The sequence below is a fragment of the Micromonospora sp. NPDC049081 genome (assembly GCF_040648835.1).
GTDB lineage: Bacteria > Actinomycetota > Actinomycetes > Mycobacteriales > Micromonosporaceae > Micromonospora > Micromonospora antibiotica.
Genome location: NZ_JBEZEK010000002.1, coordinates 357,569 through 374,135, shown reverse-complemented (window position 1 = coordinate 374,135; position 16,567 = coordinate 357,569). Strand labels below are relative to the sequence as shown.

The 16,567-nt window shown below is 72.4% G+C and carries 16 protein-coding genes; 8 read left to right on the top strand and 8 right to left on the bottom strand.

What is annotated here, in order from left to right; all coding sequences use genetic code 11:
• Positions 1 to 302 precede the first annotated feature (302 nt).
• Positions 303 to 1,940, top strand: a complete 1,638-nt coding sequence (locus tag AB0B63_RS05520) for a glycosyltransferase family 39 protein (RefSeq protein ID WP_357015154.1) — start codon at positions 303 to 305, stop codon at positions 1,938 to 1,940.
• A gap of 54 nt (positions 1,941 to 1,994) precedes the next feature.
• On the opposite strand, the gene AB0B63_RS05515 is transcribed toward AB0B63_RS05520, so the two are convergent.
• From AB0B63_RS05515 to AB0B63_RS05495, 5 genes are all read right to left on the bottom strand, one after another.
• Positions 1,995 to 3,533: a glycosyltransferase family 39 protein gene (locus AB0B63_RS05515; protein WP_357014809.1), complete on the bottom strand. Its 1,539-nt coding sequence runs from the start codon at positions 3,531 to 3,533 to the stop codon at positions 1,995 to 1,997.
• On the bottom strand, positions 3,530 to 4,528 hold the full coding sequence (locus AB0B63_RS05510; RefSeq protein WP_357014807.1) for a glycosyl hydrolase: 999 nt from the start codon (positions 4,526 to 4,528) through the stop codon (positions 3,530 to 3,532). Before AB0B63_RS05510 ends, AB0B63_RS05515 begins: the two co-directional genes overlap by 4 nt.
• Entirely contained in the window at positions 4,525 to 6,177 is a 1,653-nt protein-coding gene (locus AB0B63_RS05505; RefSeq protein WP_208568130.1) for a cellulose synthase catalytic subunit, read from the bottom strand. The genes AB0B63_RS05510 and AB0B63_RS05505 overlap by 4 nt, the downstream gene beginning before the upstream one ends.
• Before the next feature lie 258 nt (positions 6,178 to 6,435).
• On the bottom strand, positions 6,436 to 7,959 hold the full coding sequence (locus AB0B63_RS05500) for a PAS domain-containing sensor histidine kinase (protein WP_208568129.1): 1,524 nt from the start codon (positions 7,957 to 7,959) through the stop codon (positions 6,436 to 6,438).
• A 52-nt stretch (positions 7,960 to 8,011) separates the two neighbouring features.
• Entirely contained in the window at positions 8,012 to 9,043 is a 1,032-nt protein-coding gene (locus AB0B63_RS05495; RefSeq protein ID WP_357015152.1) for an SIS domain-containing protein, read from the bottom strand.
• Between the two features lie 190 nt (positions 9,044 to 9,233).
• Between AB0B63_RS05495 and AB0B63_RS05490 the strand changes: the two genes are divergently transcribed.
• Entirely contained in the window at positions 9,234 to 11,060 is a 1,827-nt protein-coding gene (locus tag AB0B63_RS05490; protein ID WP_357014804.1) for a tetratricopeptide repeat protein, read from the top strand.
• Between the two features lie 66 nt (positions 11,061 to 11,126).
• Here AB0B63_RS05490 and AB0B63_RS05485 read toward each other — a convergent pair whose 3' ends face one another.
• Entirely contained in the window at positions 11,127 to 12,716 is a 1,590-nt protein-coding gene (locus AB0B63_RS05485; RefSeq protein WP_357014802.1) for an MDR family MFS transporter, read from the bottom strand.
• Positions 12,717 to 12,827: 111 nt separating this feature from the next.
• On the opposite strand from AB0B63_RS05485, the gene AB0B63_RS05480 reads away from it, so the two are divergent.
• Complete coding sequence (locus AB0B63_RS05480) at positions 12,828 to 13,394, top strand: TetR/AcrR family transcriptional regulator (RefSeq protein ID WP_357014800.1); 567 nt, start codon at positions 12,828 to 12,830, stop codon at positions 13,392 to 13,394.
• Positions 13,395 to 13,511: 117 nt separating this feature from the next.
• Here AB0B63_RS05480 and AB0B63_RS05475 read toward each other — a convergent pair whose 3' ends face one another.
• Both AB0B63_RS05475 and AB0B63_RS05470 read right to left on the bottom strand, forming a co-directional pair.
• Positions 13,512 to 13,766 (bottom strand): flavin reductase, encoded by a 255-nt coding sequence (locus AB0B63_RS05475; protein ID WP_357014798.1) that lies wholly within the window; start codon positions 13,764 to 13,766, stop codon positions 13,512 to 13,514.
• Complete coding sequence (locus AB0B63_RS05470; RefSeq protein ID WP_357014796.1) at positions 13,754 to 14,059, bottom strand: hypothetical protein; 306 nt, start codon at positions 14,057 to 14,059, stop codon at positions 13,754 to 13,756. The genes AB0B63_RS05475 and AB0B63_RS05470 overlap by 13 nt, the downstream gene beginning before the upstream one ends.
• Before the next feature lie 402 nt (positions 14,060 to 14,461).
• On the opposite strand from AB0B63_RS05470, the gene AB0B63_RS05465 reads away from it, so the two are divergent.
• From AB0B63_RS05465 to AB0B63_RS05445, 5 genes are all read left to right on the top strand, one after another.
• Entirely contained in the window at positions 14,462 to 15,229 is a 768-nt protein-coding gene (locus AB0B63_RS05465; protein ID WP_357014794.1) for a DUF5753 domain-containing protein, read from the top strand.
• A complete protein-coding gene (locus AB0B63_RS05460; RefSeq protein WP_357015150.1) occupies positions 15,226 to 15,411 on the top strand; it encodes a DUF397 domain-containing protein in 186 nt (61 codons plus the stop codon). Before AB0B63_RS05465 ends, AB0B63_RS05460 begins: the two co-directional genes overlap by 4 nt.
• A 111-nt stretch (positions 15,412 to 15,522) precedes the next feature.
• Complete coding sequence (locus AB0B63_RS05455) at positions 15,523 to 15,696, top strand: hypothetical protein (RefSeq protein WP_357014792.1); 174 nt, start codon at positions 15,523 to 15,525, stop codon at positions 15,694 to 15,696.
• A gap of 80 nt (positions 15,697 to 15,776) precedes the next feature.
• Positions 15,777 to 16,028, top strand: a complete 252-nt coding sequence (locus tag AB0B63_RS05450) for a hypothetical protein (RefSeq protein WP_219459930.1) — start codon at positions 15,777 to 15,779, stop codon at positions 16,026 to 16,028.
• The gene (locus AB0B63_RS05445; RefSeq protein WP_357014790.1) at positions 16,025 to 16,444 is read left to right on the top strand and encodes a hypothetical protein; all 420 of its coding nucleotides are present in this window, start codon (positions 16,025 to 16,027) and stop codon (positions 16,442 to 16,444) included. Before AB0B63_RS05450 ends, AB0B63_RS05445 begins: the two co-directional genes overlap by 4 nt.
• The last annotated feature ends 123 nt before the right edge of the window (positions 16,445 to 16,567 follow it).

Here is a 16,567-nt window from a genome sequence, read left to right as displayed (position 1 = left end):
GGTCGGCGGGTCGGCGGGTCGGCGGGTCGGCGGGTCGGCGGGTCGGCGGGTCGGCGGGTCGGCGGGTCGGCGGGTCGGCGGGTCGGCGGGTCGGCGGGTCGGCGACCGTGAATCGTTTACGACATCAGCTCTAAAGGACGCGAACCACTACCACCCTGCCCGCCAGGAGGATGCCGTCCCGTTGGACGCCGGCCGGTCCAGGCCCCGAGGGCGGCACCATCACCGCTCGACGGCGGACACGGTGGGATTCGGCTCCGGCGGCATCGTCGGGACGGATGTGGGACCCTCGACCGGTGGGCACAATGTCCGGAAAGCGGCATTGGTGGTTGGCGGCAGGATCGGCAGCGGGTTCGTGGACGGGTGCGCTGGTCTGGGTGGTTCCGCTGGTGGTCACCCTCGCCGCCGGCTGCTACGGGATCAGCCAGGCCCAGCCCTGGCGCGACGAGTTGGCCACCTGGAGCGCGGCCACCCGAGGTGTCGGGGACGTGTTCCGGCTCACCCGAACCGTCGATGCGGCGACCGGGGCGTACTACCTGCTGGTGCACGGCTGGACCGGGGTGTTCGGCGACTCGGTGGCGGCGCTGCGGCTACCCTCGGTGCTGGCGATGGCGGGGGCGGCGGGCTTCACGGCCGTACTCGGGCGGCGGTTGTTCGGGGCACCTGCCGGGCTGACCGCCGGCCTGCTCTTCGCGGTCCTGCCGGGTACCTCCCGGTATGCCCAGGAGGCCCGGCCCTACGCGCTGGTGACCTTTTTCGCGGTGCTGGCCACCGTGCTGCTGGTCCGCGCGTTGGACGGCCCGGGGTGGCAGCGCTGGTCCTGCTACGCCGCAGCCGTCGCCGGGCTCGGTCTGGCCCATCTGCTCGCCCTGTGCCTGCTCGCCGCGCACGCCGTGGTGGTGCTGACCGCCCGGGTCCACGGCCGTCCGACCGCCGACCCCACCGGTCCGACCGCCAACAGCAACAGCCGACCGGGCGACAGCCGACCAGGCGACAGCCGACCAGGCGACAGCCGACCAGGCGAAGGCGGACCGGGCAACAGCGGGCGGTGGGACCGGCGGTTGGGGTGGTGGGCGGTGGCCGTGCTGGTCGCCGGGGTGGTGCTGTCACCGCTACTGGTCACCGCGCAGGGGCAGCGGTCCCACCAGCTCGACTGGGTCGCCCCGGCCCGGCTGGCCGACCTGGCGGCGTTGCCGGGCGGGCTGGCGCAGAGCGGCGTGGTGGGCGGGCTGCTGGTCGGGCTCGCCGCCCTCGGGGCCGCCCGCTCGGGGCGGCGCGGTCTGCTCCCCGACGCCTGCGTGGTGCTGCCGGTCCTGCTGCTCTTCGTCGCCGCGCTGGCCGTACCCCTGTGGGTGCCGCGTTACCTGTTCTTCACGGTGCCCTTCGCCTGCCTGCTCGCCGGTGCCGCCCTGGCCGCGCCGCCGCCCACGGCCCGGACGGGAACGGTGGCGGTGGTGGTGCTGGCCGCGCTGCTCGGGCTACCGGACCAGGCGGCGGTACGGCACAGTCACGGCTGGCCGCGCAGCGCGACCGTCGACTACCGGGGGGCGGCGGCGGTGATCGCCGCCGGGCAGCGGCCCGGTGACGCGGTGGTCTACTCGCCCCGCGACGGTTGGCTCTTCCTCGACCTCGGCATCGACTACCACCTGGCCCGGACAGCCGGGGACCGGACAGCCGGGGCCGCCGCCGGGGCGCGACCCCGGGACGTGCTGGTCACCAGGGGGCGGCGGGACCGAGCCGATCTGTGGGTCGACGAGTGCCCCCGACCCACCGAGTGCCTGGCTGGCGTGGACCGGGTCTGGCTGGTGGTGGCCGGGCGGCACGACGATCCGCTCGCGGCGGTGCCGGGCGGCAAGGGCGACGCGCTGCGGGCCGGGTTCACCGTCGAGCAGGTCCGCCCCCGGCCGGGGGTGACGGTGGCGCTGCTCGTCCGTCGGCGTTGACCACACCCGCCCGACCCGGCGGACGCCGGACGGGTGCCCGGCGCAGCTCCCCCGTCAGGCCGGTTTGCGTTCCAGCAGGACCACCCGGACCCGGTCGAACCGCTCGACGTGCCGGATGAGGAAACGCTGCCGTAGCAGGGCCTCACGGGCCGGTGGCAGCCCGGCCAACGGGTCGTTGAGGTGGCCCGTCTCCACCAGCCAGATCCGCCTGGTGTCGCCGAGGCAGGGCAACGGCTCCCGGCACTCGCGGGCGGTCAGCCAGCCGGTCTGCCGGGCCGGTACGGCCACGAAGACGTCCCGGGGGTGCAGCTGGTCACGCAGCCCGTAGTCGGTGGCCTTGCGGGCCACGTCGCTGGAGCCACCGAACCCGTCGTTGTAGGCGACCCCGTCGCCCGGCTTGACCTGCTTGCCCAGGTAACGGACCGCGTCGAGGTAGCGGGGCTGCCCGTCGGCCTCGTTGGAGCGGACCCGCTCCTGCGCCGGCAGGGTCTGCCAGGCCAGCACCGGCAGCAGCACCAGCGCCCCGGCCAGCCAGGCCGCCGGCACCCGCCCCCGGGTCGCCAGCCGGGCGGCGCGGCAGACCGCGAACGCGGCGAGCAACGCCCACGCCGGCACGGTGAACAGGAAGTACCGGGCCAGGAACAGGTGCACCACGCTGAACGTCAGGTAACCGGCGACCGGGGGCAGCACGGCCCAGATCAGCAGCATCAGCACGGTGTTCCGCCACTGCCGGCCGGCCACCACCACCGCGAGGACGGAGAGCGCCGCGACCAGCGCCAACGCGGCCGTCGTGCCGGTCAGGTTCGCCAGGAAGCGCAGCACGGCGTCGCCGTCGTTCTCCACCCAGGAGATCTGCCCGGACTGCCGGCTGCCGAGGATCAGCACCGGGAGGATGAACAGGCCGGCGATGCCGGTGGACGCCGCCCACCGCCACCGGGGCTCCTCGCCGGGCACCGACCGCCACAGGTGGAACAGGTGCGCGACCACCACCAGCAGCGCGACGAAGTGCAGCCAGCCGACCAGCACCAGCAGCACGCCGTACGCCCACCAGCGGCCCCGGGTCGGCCGGTCCACCGCGCGCAGGAAGAGCCAGGTGGCCGCCACCGCCGCCAGGGTGACCAGGGCGTACGACCGGGCTTCCTGGGCGTACCGGGAGACGGTGGGCAGCAGGGCGAAGACCAGGCCGGCCAGCACCCCGACCGGGGTGTCGAAGAGTCGCCGCCCGATCAGGGTGACCAGCCCGGCGGTGAGCCCGACCGCGAGCACCGACGGCAGCCGCAGGGCGGTCGTCGAGTCCCCGGTCAGCGTGGTCAGCACCGACATGATCACGTAGTAGCCGGCGTGCACCAGGTCGATGTTGCCGACCAGCATCCGGAACTGCTCGACCGACAGGGACGTGACGTGCCAGGTGACCAGTTCGTCGTTCCACAGGTCCCGGGCGTCCAGCCGCCACCAGCCGAGGCCGAGCGCGACGACGGTCGGCAGCAGCGCCCACCAGCCGCCGCCCCGGCCCGCCGCCCGCCGGGGTACGGCGTGGCCGGTGACGTCCGCCGGGTCGGCCTGCCCGGTCCACTGGATCGCCGGCGCGGTCACTTCACGGTCCGGATGTCGAAGCCGAAGGTGTCCTTGGCGGCGGACCGGCGGAACGCGCGCAGCGCGGCGTCGTCCCGGTCGATGTTCCACTTCCCGGAGCCGTTGATGTTGAAGTACGCCACCCCGAGGAGGTCCTTGCGCCTGGTCACGTTGGTGAGCAGGTCGGTGATCTGGGCCGGTCGTCGGCTGCTCGGTTCGGCCCCGGTCTCCACGATCAGCAGCGGACGCCTGGTGAAGGTGCGGATCTGGGTGATGGTGGGGACGAAGAGGTCCTGGAACGTCTTGAGGCCACGGTTGGTGTAGTACCCGTCCATGCCGACCCAGTCGACGTAGGCGTCCCCGGGGTAGAGCGCCCTGATGCTGACCTTGCGCAGGTAGTTGACGACGTTCGGGGTCCACGTCCAGATCACGTTGGTGGCGCCCTGCTGGGTGAAGATGTCGTGCAGGTGCCGCCAGGCGGCGACGTACTCGCTGGCCTTGGTCTGCTTCGTCCCCCAGGAGTACCAGTGCCCGTTCATCTCGTGGGCGAAGGTGAGGGCGATCGGCAGGTTGAGGGTGCGCACGGCGGCGGCGAACTCCTTGACGTACGCGTCGTGCTTGCCGGCGGCGATGTCCCGCAGCGGCACGTCGTACGGCTCCCAGCGGATCACCGCCAGCGCGCCGTAGTTGTGCAGCTCGCGGACCTCGCTGGCGGCGAACCTGTCGTCGAAGCTCTCGAAGATCGCCACCAGGTTGGGGGTCTTGCCGGTTTCCTCGGCGAAGGCGCGGACCCGGCCCATCTCGGCACCGCCGGTCACGGTGACGCCGAGGTACTTGCCCTGGGGTGACTTCAGCGCGGTGACGTCGTACGCCGGAATCTGTTCCTCGGCAGCGGCGGCCCCGCCCGGCCCGCCGGCGGACCCGGCGACCTTGATGTCGACCCGGCGCAGCACGGCGAACTCGGTGAACGCCAGCGCGACCACCAGCAGGAAGGTGACGAGGTATTTCGTCCTCACCGGACGACCTCGACGTCGCGTTCCGGGTCGACCAGCAGTGCCTGCCCGACGACGGCCAGGTAGAAGACCGCGCTGAGCAGGGCCGGTACGAAGATCCACGGTTCGGGTTCGACGAGCATCCGCCAGCCGGCGACACCGGCCCAGACCAGGCCGGTGCCGGCGGTCCAGACCTTCATGGCGGTCCACAGCCGTCGGGTCTTGCTCTTCTTGGCGGTGCCGCCGGTGGGCTGCCAGCCCATCCGCCGGCCCCGGACGATGTCGATGATGGCGAAGGCGTGCGCCCAGCCGTAGAGCATCTTGACCGTCCAGCTCTCCAGGCCGTAGCGGCTGCGGTGCCAGAACGGAAAGATGATCATGTTGTAGACCACGCTGGGCAGGATCAGCAGGTAGTTGGCGAGCGCGATCTGGTGCGCGAACGCGGTGAGCATCAACACCGGGATGACCGGCGCGACGAAGGTGAACAGCCCCGTGTGCAGGTAGTAACAGAAGCCGGAGATGTAGCTCAGCCGGGCCCGCAGCCGCAGCTTCGTCGACCAGAACTTCCTCGACCCGAGCAGGCTCATCGAGCCGGCGCACCAGCGGTACTGCTGGGTGAAGAACGAGTCCACGTCCGACGGGCAGAGCCCGGCGGCCAGCACGACCGGGATGTACCGCAGGTTCCACCCCTTCATCCGCAGGTCGAAGCCGGTGTGCACGTCCTCGGAGTGCTCGATCAGGGTGGACCCGCCGATGGAGAACAGCGCGTCGCGGCGGTAGACGGCACAACTGCCCACGCAGATCGCCGAGTCGTGGGCCTGCCGGGACACCTGCACCGACCGGTAGAACAGCTCCTGCACCGCCCCGGCTCCCCGCTCCACCCAGGTCTGCCCCAGGTGCACCCGGAAGAACTGCGGCGACTGCACGATGCCCGCGTTCGGCTCGGCGTCGAACCAGGGCAGCATCTGGTCGAGCATGTCCTTACGCGGGACGAAGTCGGCGTCCAGCACCAGGATGAAGTCGCTCATGGTGCGTTCGAAGGCGTACCGCATGTTGCCGGCCTTCTTGAACCAGCCCCGGTTGGGTCGCCGCTGGTAGACGAAGCCGAAGGCGAGCGCCATCCGTTCCATCGCCTCGTTGGGCGAGTCGTCGAGCACGTAGACGGTGACCTCGCCCCGGTAGTGGCGGCCCATCGCCCGCACGTGCTCCCAGGTGTTGCGCAGCACGTGCGCGGGCTCGCCGCAGACCGGCAGGAACACGTCGACGCTCGGGTAGCGGGCCGGCCGCCAGGTGCGCACCAGTTCCTGGTGGCGGGCCAGGTCGAAGCCCGGGGTGAAGAGGTTCACCGCCAGCGAGATGAGGTAGTAGACGACGGTGAAGAACAGCAGCGGGGCGAGCAGCCACAGCCACGGGGTGAGCCGGACGAAGAGCAGTTGGCTGGTGATCAGGCAGCCGAAGCTGACCAGCGACGGCACCATCAGGGCGGCCAGTCGCCGCTTGCGGTAGGAGAACAGCTCGGCGTCCGTCGGCGGCAACGGCACCGGGGCGTACGCGGGCCGGTGCGCCTCGTCGGCGGGCTTGCGGGGGGTCCACTTCGACGTCTGACGCGGCACCCGGAACTCGGCGGTCGGCGACAGCACCGCAGCCGGATCGACCGCAGGCGGTGAGGTCATCGCTTCGTCTCCCCCGCCCACCGGGCGCACGCGCTCCCCGACAGGGCGAGCGGGATGTCGCCGGACGCGTCCAGGAAGCCGGGCACGGTGAGCTGGCCGTGTCTGCTTGGTGGTGAAGCTAGAAAACTATTCAGTCGGCTGCAAGGTGTCAATGCCCGCCAATCGACCGAAAGCCTCACCGGGCCGCAGATCGTACGTCGCTCTACTCACATTCATCCCGGCGTCACCACCGGGCAACCGGGCCGCCGGGCGGCCGGTTCAGGCCTTGGCCAGCGGGAGCACCAGCACCGCCTCGGTGCCGCCGGTCGGGCCGGGACGCAGCTCGATGCTGCCCCGCAGCTCCCCGGTCACCAGCGCCCGGACGATCTGCAGACCGAGCCGCCCACCCTTGGCGGCGTCGAACTCGGCCGGCAGGCCGCGCCCGTTGTCCGCCACCGAGACGTGCAGCTGCTTACGCTGCCGGTGCGCCGTGACGACCACCTCCGGGCGGGCCTCCGGCTCCGGGACGTCGACCCCCTCCTCGGCCGGTGGGAAGCCGTGCTCGACGGCGTTGAGCAGCAGCTCGTTGAGTACCATCACCAGCGAGGTGGCGATCTCGGCGGGCAGCACCCCGAAGCTGCCGGTCCGGCGCATCCCGACGCTCACCTCGGTCGCGGCCACCTCGGTCGCCGCGCTCGCCACCCGGTCGACGATCCCGTCGAACTCGACCGCCTCGTCGCTGGACATGGAGAGCGTCTCGTGCACCAGGGCGATGGAGGCGACCCGGCGTACCGACTCCTCCAGGGCGACCCGGGCCTCCGGCATCGACACCCGCCGGGCCTGTAGGCGCAGCAGCGCGGCGACGGTCTGGAGGTTGTTCTTCACCCGGTGGTGGATCTCCCGGATGGTGGCGTCCTTGGTGATCAGGGCCCGGTCGCGGCGGCGTACCTCGGTGATGTCGCGGACCAGGACCAGCGCGCCGATCGGCACCCCGGCGGGCATCAGCGGCAGGGCCCGGGTGAGCATCGTCGCCCCCCGGGCGTCGATCTCCCGCCGGGGCGGGCCCTCGCCGCGCAGCGCGGCGAGGATGCCGTTGGCCGCCTCGGTGCCGTCGAGCGGGTCGCTGGCCAGCCGGCGGTGCAGCTTGGCCAGGTCCTCGCCCACCAGGTGGGAGGCGTAACCCAACCGGCGGTACGCCGACTGCGCGTTCGGGCTGGCGTAGGTGACCTTGCCGCCCGCGTCGAGGCGGACCAGCCCGTCGCCCACCCGGGGCGCGGAGGTGGTCTCGCCCGGGTGCCGGGGCGGCGGGAAGGTGCCGTCGGCGATCATCTGGGCCAGGTCGTCGGCGGTGGTGAGGTAGTTCAGCTCCAGCTGGCTGGGGGTGCGGGCGGTGGACAGGTTGGTGTCCCGGCCGACCACCGCGATCACCTCGCCGGCCTCCCCGTCGGCGGTGCGCAGCCGCACCGGGATCGCCTCGTGCCGGGCGGGCACGTCGCCGTACCAGACCGGGTCACCCTCCCGCCAGATCCGGCCCTGCCGGTACGCCACCTCCAGGTGGGCCACCTCCGGCCCGCCCACGATCCGCCCCACCTGGTCGTCCAGGTAGGCGGTCGGGGCGGTCGTCGGGCGGACCTGGGCGACGCAGAGGAACGTGCCGTCGTCGTCCACCGGCACCCACAGCAACAGGTCGGCGAAGGACAGGTCGGACAGCAACTGCCAGTCCCCGGCGATGCGGTGCAGGTGGTCGATGTCGGCCGGGCGGAGCTGGGTGTGCTCCTCGGCGAGGTCGCGCAGCGTGGACACGAGACACAGCGTGCCACGCCCACCCCGACCCCGTCCCGCTGGCCGGCCCGGCTCACATCGTCGCGGTGACCTTCTTCAGCCCGCGTGGGGCGTCCGGGTCCTCACCCCGGGCCAGCGCCAGGGCGAGCGCGAGGCGCTGCAACGGCAGGATGTCCAGCAGCGGGGCGTACCGCTCGTCGACCTCGGGCACGGCCATCCGGGTGACCCCCTCGACCTGGGCCGAGCCGACCACCACCACGTCGGCGCGGCGTTCGCCGAGGCGGGGCAGCACCTCACCCATGGACCGGCCGCCGGGGCCGGAGCCGACCACGGCCAGCACCGGCACGTCCGGGTCGGTCATCGCGAGCGGGCCGTGCAGCAGGTCCGCGCCGGAGAAGGCCAGCGCCGGCAGGTAGGAGGTCTCCATCAGCTTGAGCGCCGCCTCCCGGGCGGTCGGGTACGCGTAGCCCCGGCCGGTGGTGACGAGCTGGCCGGCGAACCGGTAGCGGGGGGCGAGCTGGGCCGGGGTGGGGTCGGCGAGGGTGTGTTCGGCCAGCTCGGGGAGGCGTTCCAGGGCGGCCCGCTGGTCGGCCGGCAGCACCCCGTCGCCGGCCCGGATGCCCTCCACCAGCAGCAGCAGGGCGAGCAGTTCGGCGGTGTAGGTCTTCGTCGCGGCGACCGCCCGCTCGTGCCCGGCGGCGATGTCGACGCCCAGCTCGGCGGTCTGCGCCAACGGCGAGTCGGGGTCGTTGGTGACCGCCAGGGTGAGCGCGCCGGCCTCGCGGGCGGTACGCAGCACCTCGGTCAGGTCGGGTGAGCCGCCGCTCTGGCTGACCCCGACGACGAGCGCGTCGGAGAGGTCGGGGCGGGCCCCGTAGACGGTGACCGCACTGGGCGAGGCGAGCCCGGCGGGCAGCCCGAGCCGGATCTCGGTGAGGTACGCCCCGTAGAGCGCGGCGTGGTCGGAGGTCCCCCGGGCGGTGAAGACGACGTGTCGGGGGCGGCGTCGCGCGACGGCCGCCGCGACCCGGGCGATCGCCCCGGCGTGCTCGGCGGAGAGCAGCCGCGCGTAACCGGCCGGCTGCTCGGCGATGTCGGCGGCCATCCCGGCCCCTGGATGTGTCACGGAGACTCCCCCTCCTTGCGCATTTGCCGCGCGTTTCATGTTCAGTCTTGCACGAACGAGCCATTCTCACCATTGCTGCGAGCACTAACGCGCAGGAGATCCACACTTGTTGCCGGCATCCCCTACGCTTGCCCAGCCCTGGCAACCCCCCTGCGAGCGAGAGGCCGACGTGTCGGAGGAGCCACCCGCGCTGACCGCGGCGGAGGAACTCGCCCTCGCCCGGATCGCGCTCGACGAGGGCGACCTGGCCCACGCCGCCGACCACCTCGCCGCCGCGCTGGTGCTGGCACCGACCCTGCCCGACACCCACGAGACGCTCACCCGGATCGCCACCGCGGCCGGCGGTGACCTCGATCTCTTCCCGCTCGGCCACCGCGCACACGTCGGGGCCGTGGTCGCCCGCGCCCACCTGCTCGCCGCCGCCGGCCGGCCCGCCGAAGGGCTGGACCTGCTGGTCGCCGCCACCGGTCACGCCCCCGGCGTCGACTGGGCCGGGGTGCCCTGGGTGACCGACCCCGAGCTGGCGCAACGGCTCGACCCGGACCGCTGCGCCCGGATCCTCATGCAGGTCTGCGCCGCCGTGCCCGACCCGGTGCCCCGGACCGGCCGGGCACCCCTGCAGCCGTACCTCGCCCTGGCCCGGCACGCGGTCGCCGCGCACCCCCGGCACGCCCTGCTGCTCGGGGCGGCGTCCGCGCTGGCCCGACGGCTCGGCGAGGTCACCCTCGCGGTCACCTGGGCCAGCCGCGGGGTACGCGAGGCGCCGTCGAAGCTCGGCGAGGTCTGGCTCGGGTACGCCTACCGCAGCGCCGGCCGCACCCGGGAGGCCCTGGCCGCCCTGGAACGGGCCGTCGCGCACGACCCCGACGACCTCGCCGTCTATGCCGACATCGCCGGCACCCTGGCCGACCACGGCCAGCTCGACCAGGCCCTCGGCTGGATCGACCGGGCGCTGGCCCGGGACCCGAGCTTCGACTGCGCGGTGCACACCGCGCACCGGCTGCGGTTCCTGCGCGACGGCGACGTCGGGCACCTGGTCGCCCTCGCCGACTTCACCCGCGACCACCCCGACGACACCCACGAGCACACCGACCTCGCCGAGTCCTGCCGGGGACGCCCCTGGCTGGGGCAGGTCACCCCGGCGACGGGCGCGATGGTCGACGCGTTGCGCCGGGCGCTCGCCGCCGACGGCTTCCCCGACGCGGCGGTCCGCCTCGACTCGGTCGAACCGCCGAGCGCGATGCGTACCGTCACCGCCGCCGTGCCCGGCCTGCACGTCGAGGTCACCGGGGTCGCCGAGCCGGACCCACGCGAGCCACGCCGGGCCACCGAGTGCCGGCTCTGGCGCTACGACGGCACCACCGCCGCGCCCACCCTGCCGGCCCCGTCCACCGTCGCCGCCGACCGGGTACGCCAACTCGCCCACCCGGCCTGGCCGCACCCACCGGCCGCCTACGACGCGGCGGTCGGGTTGGCCACCCTGGAGTTGGCCGACCTGCTGGGCCTGCTGGTGCACCCGCCCGAGGCACCGCCGACCGCGCTGGGCCGGGTGCTCACCGGCCAGGACCCGTCACTGTGGGTACGGTGCGTCCAGGTCTGGGCCTGCCTGGGCCTGCTGCACCACCGCACCGACGAACCCTGGGCCACCTCGACCCGCCGTCGGGTGCTGGTGGAACTGATCTGGGGCGTCGAGGACTGGATCACCGAGGCGGCACTGTTCGCCCTGGTCACCGCCGCCTGGGTGGACCCGGCGGTGCGCCCCGACGTGGCCGGGCTGGTGGCCGAGCGCCTCGCCGACGTGGCGACCGTCGCCAAGGGCCGGCCGGTGCCGATCGCCATCTCCCTGGCCCACCTGGCGCTGGCCACCCCGACGGTGGACCCGGACACCACCGCGCTGGCCCACCGGCTGCTCGCCACCCCGGCCCGCCCTCGCCGGACCAGCCGCCTGGCCCGCGCCTGGCGTCGCCTCACCGCCCTGGTCCGCCGCCACCCCTGACGCCGCGCGGCCGGCCCGTACCCCGGGAGGGGACGGACCGGCCGCGACGGACGGGACGGGACCGGGTCAGGAGACCGGGGCCTTGCCGAGGGCGACCTCGGCCTGCTCCTCGCCGGTGGCCTCCGGCGGCGGGACGGCGTTCGCCGTGCGCAGCGGGATCTCCCGGATGAACCAGGCGAGCACCGGCACCGCGATCGTGATGATCATGGCCCAGAAGAAGACGTGCGAGATGGCGTCGGAGAGGCCGCCGAGGACCACCTCACGTGCCTGCGCCGGCAACTCCTTGAGCTTGGTCAGGTCCATCCCCCGGCCCTCACCGGTGCCACCGGCGAACGCGCTGCCGGCCGGCGAGTCGGCGAGCCGGCTGGCGAAGATCGCACCGAACAGCGAGATGCCGAACGAACCGCCGATGGAGCGGAAGAAGGTGGCCGCGCCGCTGGCCGCACCGAGGTCCTTCTGCTCCACGCTGTTCTGCGCGATGAGCATGGAGGTCTGCATCAGGAAGCCCATGCCGGCACCGAGGACCAGCATGTAGAGCGACGACTCGACCTTGCCGGTGTCGACCTCCAGCAGGGACAGCAACGCCATGCCGACGGCCATCACCACCCCACCGACGATCGGGAACACCCGGTAGCGCCCGGTCCGGGTGATGGCCCGGCCGACCACCAGCGACACCACCAGCATGCCGAACATCAGCGGGAGCAGCAGCAGACCGCTGTTGGTGGCGGAGGCGCCCTGCACGGTCTGCTGGTAGAGCGGCAGGAAGTTCATCGCGCCGAACATCGCGAAGCCGAGCAGGAAGCCGATCATCGAGATCAGCGCGAAGTTGCGGTTGGCGAAGAGGCCCAGCGGCAGGATCGGCTCGGCGACCCGACGCTCGACGAAAGCGAAGGCCACCAGGCTCACCAGCGCCAGCGCGGCGAGACCGAAGATCTGCGGGGACGCCCAGTCGTATTCGTTCCCGCCCCAGGTGGTGACCAGGACGATCGCGGTGATGCCGACGGACAGCAGTCCCGCGCCCAGCCAGTCGATCCGGTGCTCGGTGCGGTACTTCGGCAGGTGCATCGTGGTGGCCAGGATCAGCAGCGCGAGCCCACCGAGCGGCAGGTTGACGTAGAACGCCCAGCGCCAGGAGAGGTTGTCGGTGATGAAGCCGCCGACCAGCGGGCCGGCGACCATGGCGATCGCCATGATGCCGGCGATCATGCCCTGGTAACGGCCCCGCTCCCGGGGCGGCACCAGGTCACCGATGATCGCCATCACGCCGACCATCAGGCCACCGGCACCGAGCCCCTGCACGGCCCGGAAGGCGATCAGCTCGACCATCCCGTTGCCGGTGCCGCCGAGCAGCGCCGAACCGGACATCCCGCAGAGCGCCGACCCGATCAGGAAGATGACCACCGAGGTCAGGAAGATCGCCTTGCGGCCGTACAGGTCGCCGAGCTTGCCCCAGATCGGGGTGGAGACGGTGGTACCGAGCACGTACGCGGTGACCACCCAGGTGAAGTGGTTGACGCCACCGAACTCGCTGACGATCCGCGGCAGCGCCGTGCTGACGATCATGTTGTCGAGCATCGCGAGCATCATCGCGATCATCAGACCGAACAGCACCACCCGGATGTTGGGTTTCGCCGTCGCCTGGGTTTCCTGAGTCATGGGTAAGCTCCCCCGAGATATGTCGCACTTACTTGCCGCCCGGCTAGTCACCTTACTAGCCGCACGGTAAGTTGGACAGCCGGACCCCGTCAAGCGAATTGGGTGGTATTGGTGAGTCAGAGCACAGGTGGCACGCGGGAGCGCATTCAGGCTGTCGCCCTGGAGCTCTTCACCGAGCAGGGGTACGAGAAGACCTCGCTCCGCGAGATCGCCGAGCGCCTCGGGGTGACCAAGGCCGCCCTCTACTACCACTTCAAGAGCAAGGAGGAGATCGTCAACAGCTACGTCGAGGACCGGTTGCACCGGATGGACGAGCTGATCGACTGGGCCCGCGACCAGCCGGCCACCCGGGCCACCCGGCACGCCCTGGTCAGCCAGTACGCCGACACGATGTTCGCCCCCGGGCAGTCCGTGGTGATGCGCTTCTTCGAACAGAACCAGACCGTGCTCAAGAGCCTCGTCGCCGGCCAGCAGATGCGCGAGCGGATGTTCCGCCTGGCCGACGCGATCTGCCAGGGCGACGACTCACCCCGGGCCCAACTGCGGGCCACGCTCGTCCTGTTCGCCGTGCACAGCAGTTGGTTCGCCGTGCGGACACCGGACATCAGCGACGACGAACGCAAGAAGATCGCCCTTGAGGTGGCCGACGAGCTGCTGAACGGCATCGAGGAGAGCTGACCGGTCAGGCCGGACCCGGGCTCACGAACAGGCCAGCGACACCCCGACCGCCCGGGTGAAGCGACACCGCGCGGGGCCGGGGGGAGCGACGCCGCAGCGGGCCCGGGAAAGAGAAGGTCAGCCGGTGGTCCGGCGGGCCCAGGCGAGGAAGCGGTCGGTCACGTCGACCGGGCGACCGCTGTCGAGAGACGCGAGGTGGTCTTCCGCTTCCGCTTTCCAGCCCGCGAGCAGCGTCAGCAGCCGGGGCCGGTCGTCGGCGTACTTCGCGAGCAGTGCGAGTTTCGCCTCCCCGCAGGGCCACGGGTGCGCGTCCACCCGGCACAGCCAGGTCGGAGGCAGGGGCGTGTGCCGGCCCGGGATCACACCGGCCACGAGGTCGCCACCTTTCGCGAGACCGGCCTGCGGGCTGCTGGTGTGCGGGTCGCCGGCCCGGGAACCGGGGCCTTCAGGTGCCCGGCGCCGGCAGGCTGGAGGAACAGGGTCCGCCGGGAGACCGCGTCACCGGCGGCGTCGAGCACGTACGCGTCGATCCACACCCACCCGTCGTACGTGTGCCAGTCGGTCAGCACCCGGATGACCCGGACCGTGATCGGCCGGACGAACTGCACGCTGGCGGCGCGGGACAGCCGCAGCACGTCGCCGGAGCGAACCAGCGGCGGCGTCACCGCGCGGGCCTCCGCTCCCGCCAACGGTGCCCGGGAGTGACGTTCGCCAGGCGGCCGGGCCCCCGCCACGGCGGGATGACCGGGCCGATCGGACCCGGCAGGTAGGGGCGCGCGGGTGGCGGGTCGGTGGCCGGCTTCGGGTCCGGCGCTGGTGGAGGATCGGCGGGCTTCGGCTTGTCGGGCACGGTGCTCCCCTGACGTCGTGGCGTTGGAAGGGGGCCGCCTCCCACCCCTCCGAAGGAGACGGCCCCCGCAGCAGACACGACCGGCGGTGTCCTCTCCGGCCGGCGGCGTCGCTCTGCACACGACTCTCGCAGGCAGTTGCGGGACGGGTACACAGCGTAAGATCAGTCCAACGGGACCGCTGGGACGTCCCATGTGCGCTACAGAGGGGTAACGCGGATGAATCACGCGGTGAAGATCGCGATGCTCGACGCAGGCGAGACCGCCGAAAGCCTGGCATTTCAGGTGGGCGTCGACCCCAAGACAGCGGCGCGGTGGGTGAGTCACGGACGCATCCCGCGCGCCCGGCACCGGGTGCGGGTCGCTTCGATCCTCGGGCGGGACGTGCTCGACCTCTGGCCGGACGCGTTGAAGCGCCGCGAACCGGCGTGGTTCCGGCGGTGGGCGGACATCGAGCGCGAGGCGGTCGAGCTGCGGTGGTTCGAGCTGGCGTGGGTGCCGGGTCTACTTCAGACCGAGGCGTACGCGCGCGCGACGCTGTCGATGGAGGCGCTGTCACCCGAGCAGATCGACGAGTTGACCGCTGCGCGCATGGCACGCCAGGCGATCTTGCAGCGAAACCGCCCGCCGCACCTCATCACGGTCATAGACGAGACTGCCCTCCGGAGACGCGTCGGCCGCGACCGCGCAATCATGCGCGAGCAGTGCGAGCACATCGCCGCGTGCGCCGATATGCCCTCCGTGCAGGTGCACGTGGTTCCCCTCGATACTCCTATGTATCTCGGGATGGGCGGGCCGTTCATCATGGCCGAGCTTCCGGACGGGGCCCGTGTCGCACACGAGGACGGTCAGGTCCGGGCTCACATCACGGAAGATGCGGCGGAAATTGCTACCCTGGAGAGCAGGTGGGCGCGCATAGTGGGCGAGGCTCTACCTCGGATGCTATCGCTCAAACTCATCAGGGAAGTGGCAGCGACATGGACATGACCGGCGCGCAGTGGCACAAGAGCACCAAGAGCGGCAGCAACGGCGGGGCGTGTGTCGAGGTGGCCGACAACCTGCCCGGCGTCGTCCTCGTACGGGACACCAAGGACCGCGACGGCGGAACCCTGACGTTCACTCCCGGCGCATGGCGTGGGTTCGTGACCTTCGCGAAGGCATCCCGCTAGACAAGGCGGTGCGGCCCCCGGCCGGACGGCGGCCGGGGGCCGCCTGCTGTCCGGGGCCACCGTGACCCAGCGACCCCGGCGTGGCTCCACTCGACCCGGCTGCCCCCCGAGGTGTCCACCCGCCTGGAGGCCGAAGCCCACCGACGCGGGATCACCCCGAGCGCCCTGATCTACGAACTGGTCGACGCGGGACTCGCCCCGGTCACCGACGACACCACCGTCACCGTCCGAGCCGCCGACCTACGCCGCGCGATCGACAACGTCATCCACGACGCCGCAGCCTGACCTGAGGTTACTGCAGGTTGTTACCCGCCAGGAGCGGCTGGTAGCACCACCGGTGCTACCAGCCGGGGTACGCTGCCACCATGACCGCGAAACGCTCCATCAGCGTCCCCGACGACGTCGCCCAGTGGCTTGACGGCCAGCCCAACGTCAGCGCCGCCATCACCGCCGCCGTCCGCGCCCAGATGGCCGGCACCCAGGTCGACGAGGTGCTGCGCCGCGCCGGCATCGAGGTCACCGAGGCCGGCAAGGCCCGCTGGCGTGACCGCCTCGCCGCCCCGATCCCCGACGATGCCCTCGCCGAGGGGCAGCGGATGCTCGACGAGGCCGCGTGAGCGGCGACCAGGTCGCCGTGGTCCTGGACGCCACCGCCCTCGCCGCGTACGTCGACGGGCAGCTCGCCGTCGGCGAACTGATCGCCGAGGTCGCGGACGAGGACCGCACGGTGGGCGTGCCGGCGGCCTGCCTCGCCGCCGCCTACGCCGCCACCAGCAGCGACGTCGGCACCGCCCTACTCACCCTCCTGACCACCACACCCGCCATTACCGTGTTGCCCCTCGGTGCCGAGCCCGGCGTCGACGACGCCCGCCAAGCTGGCGTCCTCGCCCGCGCCGCAGGCGGCGACATCGCCCTCGGGCACGCAGCCCGCGCTGCCATCGCCCACCAAGCCCACCTGGCTACCACCGACCCCAAGCCGGCCGCCGCCGTGTTGCCCGCCGGCTGGAGCATTCTCGACCTCAGCCAGGCGTAAATCGCCCTGTCGCCTGCGCCCGCGTCCCACTGCTTTGCGCGCTTCCGACTCGGCATCGAACGGCCGCCGTCGGTTCGTGCCGCATCTGAGTGACCACCGGACCTGGCCGGGTAGTCAGCAGCG

What these genes read in the sequence shown, in the direction of transcription:
- AB0B63_RS05520 (WP_357015154.1), top strand. Translation starts at nt 303, where the DNA reads ATGTCCGGAAAGCGGCATTGGTGGTTGGCGGCAGGATCGGCAGCGGGT.
- AB0B63_RS05505 (WP_208568130.1), bottom strand. Translation starts at nt 6,177, where the DNA reads ATGACCTCACCGCCTGCGGTCGATCCGGCTGCGGTGCTGTCGCCGACC.
- AB0B63_RS05495 (WP_357015152.1), bottom strand. Translation starts at nt 9,043, where the DNA reads ATGGCCGCCGACATCGCCGAGCAGCCGGCCGGTTACGCGCGGCTGCTC.
- AB0B63_RS05485 (WP_357014802.1), bottom strand. Translation starts at nt 12,716, where the DNA reads ATGACTCAGGAAACCCAGGCGACGGCGAAACCCAACATCCGGGTGGTG.
- AB0B63_RS05465 (WP_357014794.1), top strand. Translation starts at nt 14,462, where the DNA reads ATGAATCACGCGGTGAAGATCGCGATGCTCGACGCAGGCGAGACCGCC.
- AB0B63_RS05460 (WP_357015150.1), top strand. Translation starts at nt 15,226, where the DNA reads ATGACCGGCGCGCAGTGGCACAAGAGCACCAAGAGCGGCAGCAACGGC.
- AB0B63_RS05450 (WP_219459930.1), top strand. Translation starts at nt 15,777, where the DNA reads ATGACCGCGAAACGCTCCATCAGCGTCCCCGACGACGTCGCCCAGTGG.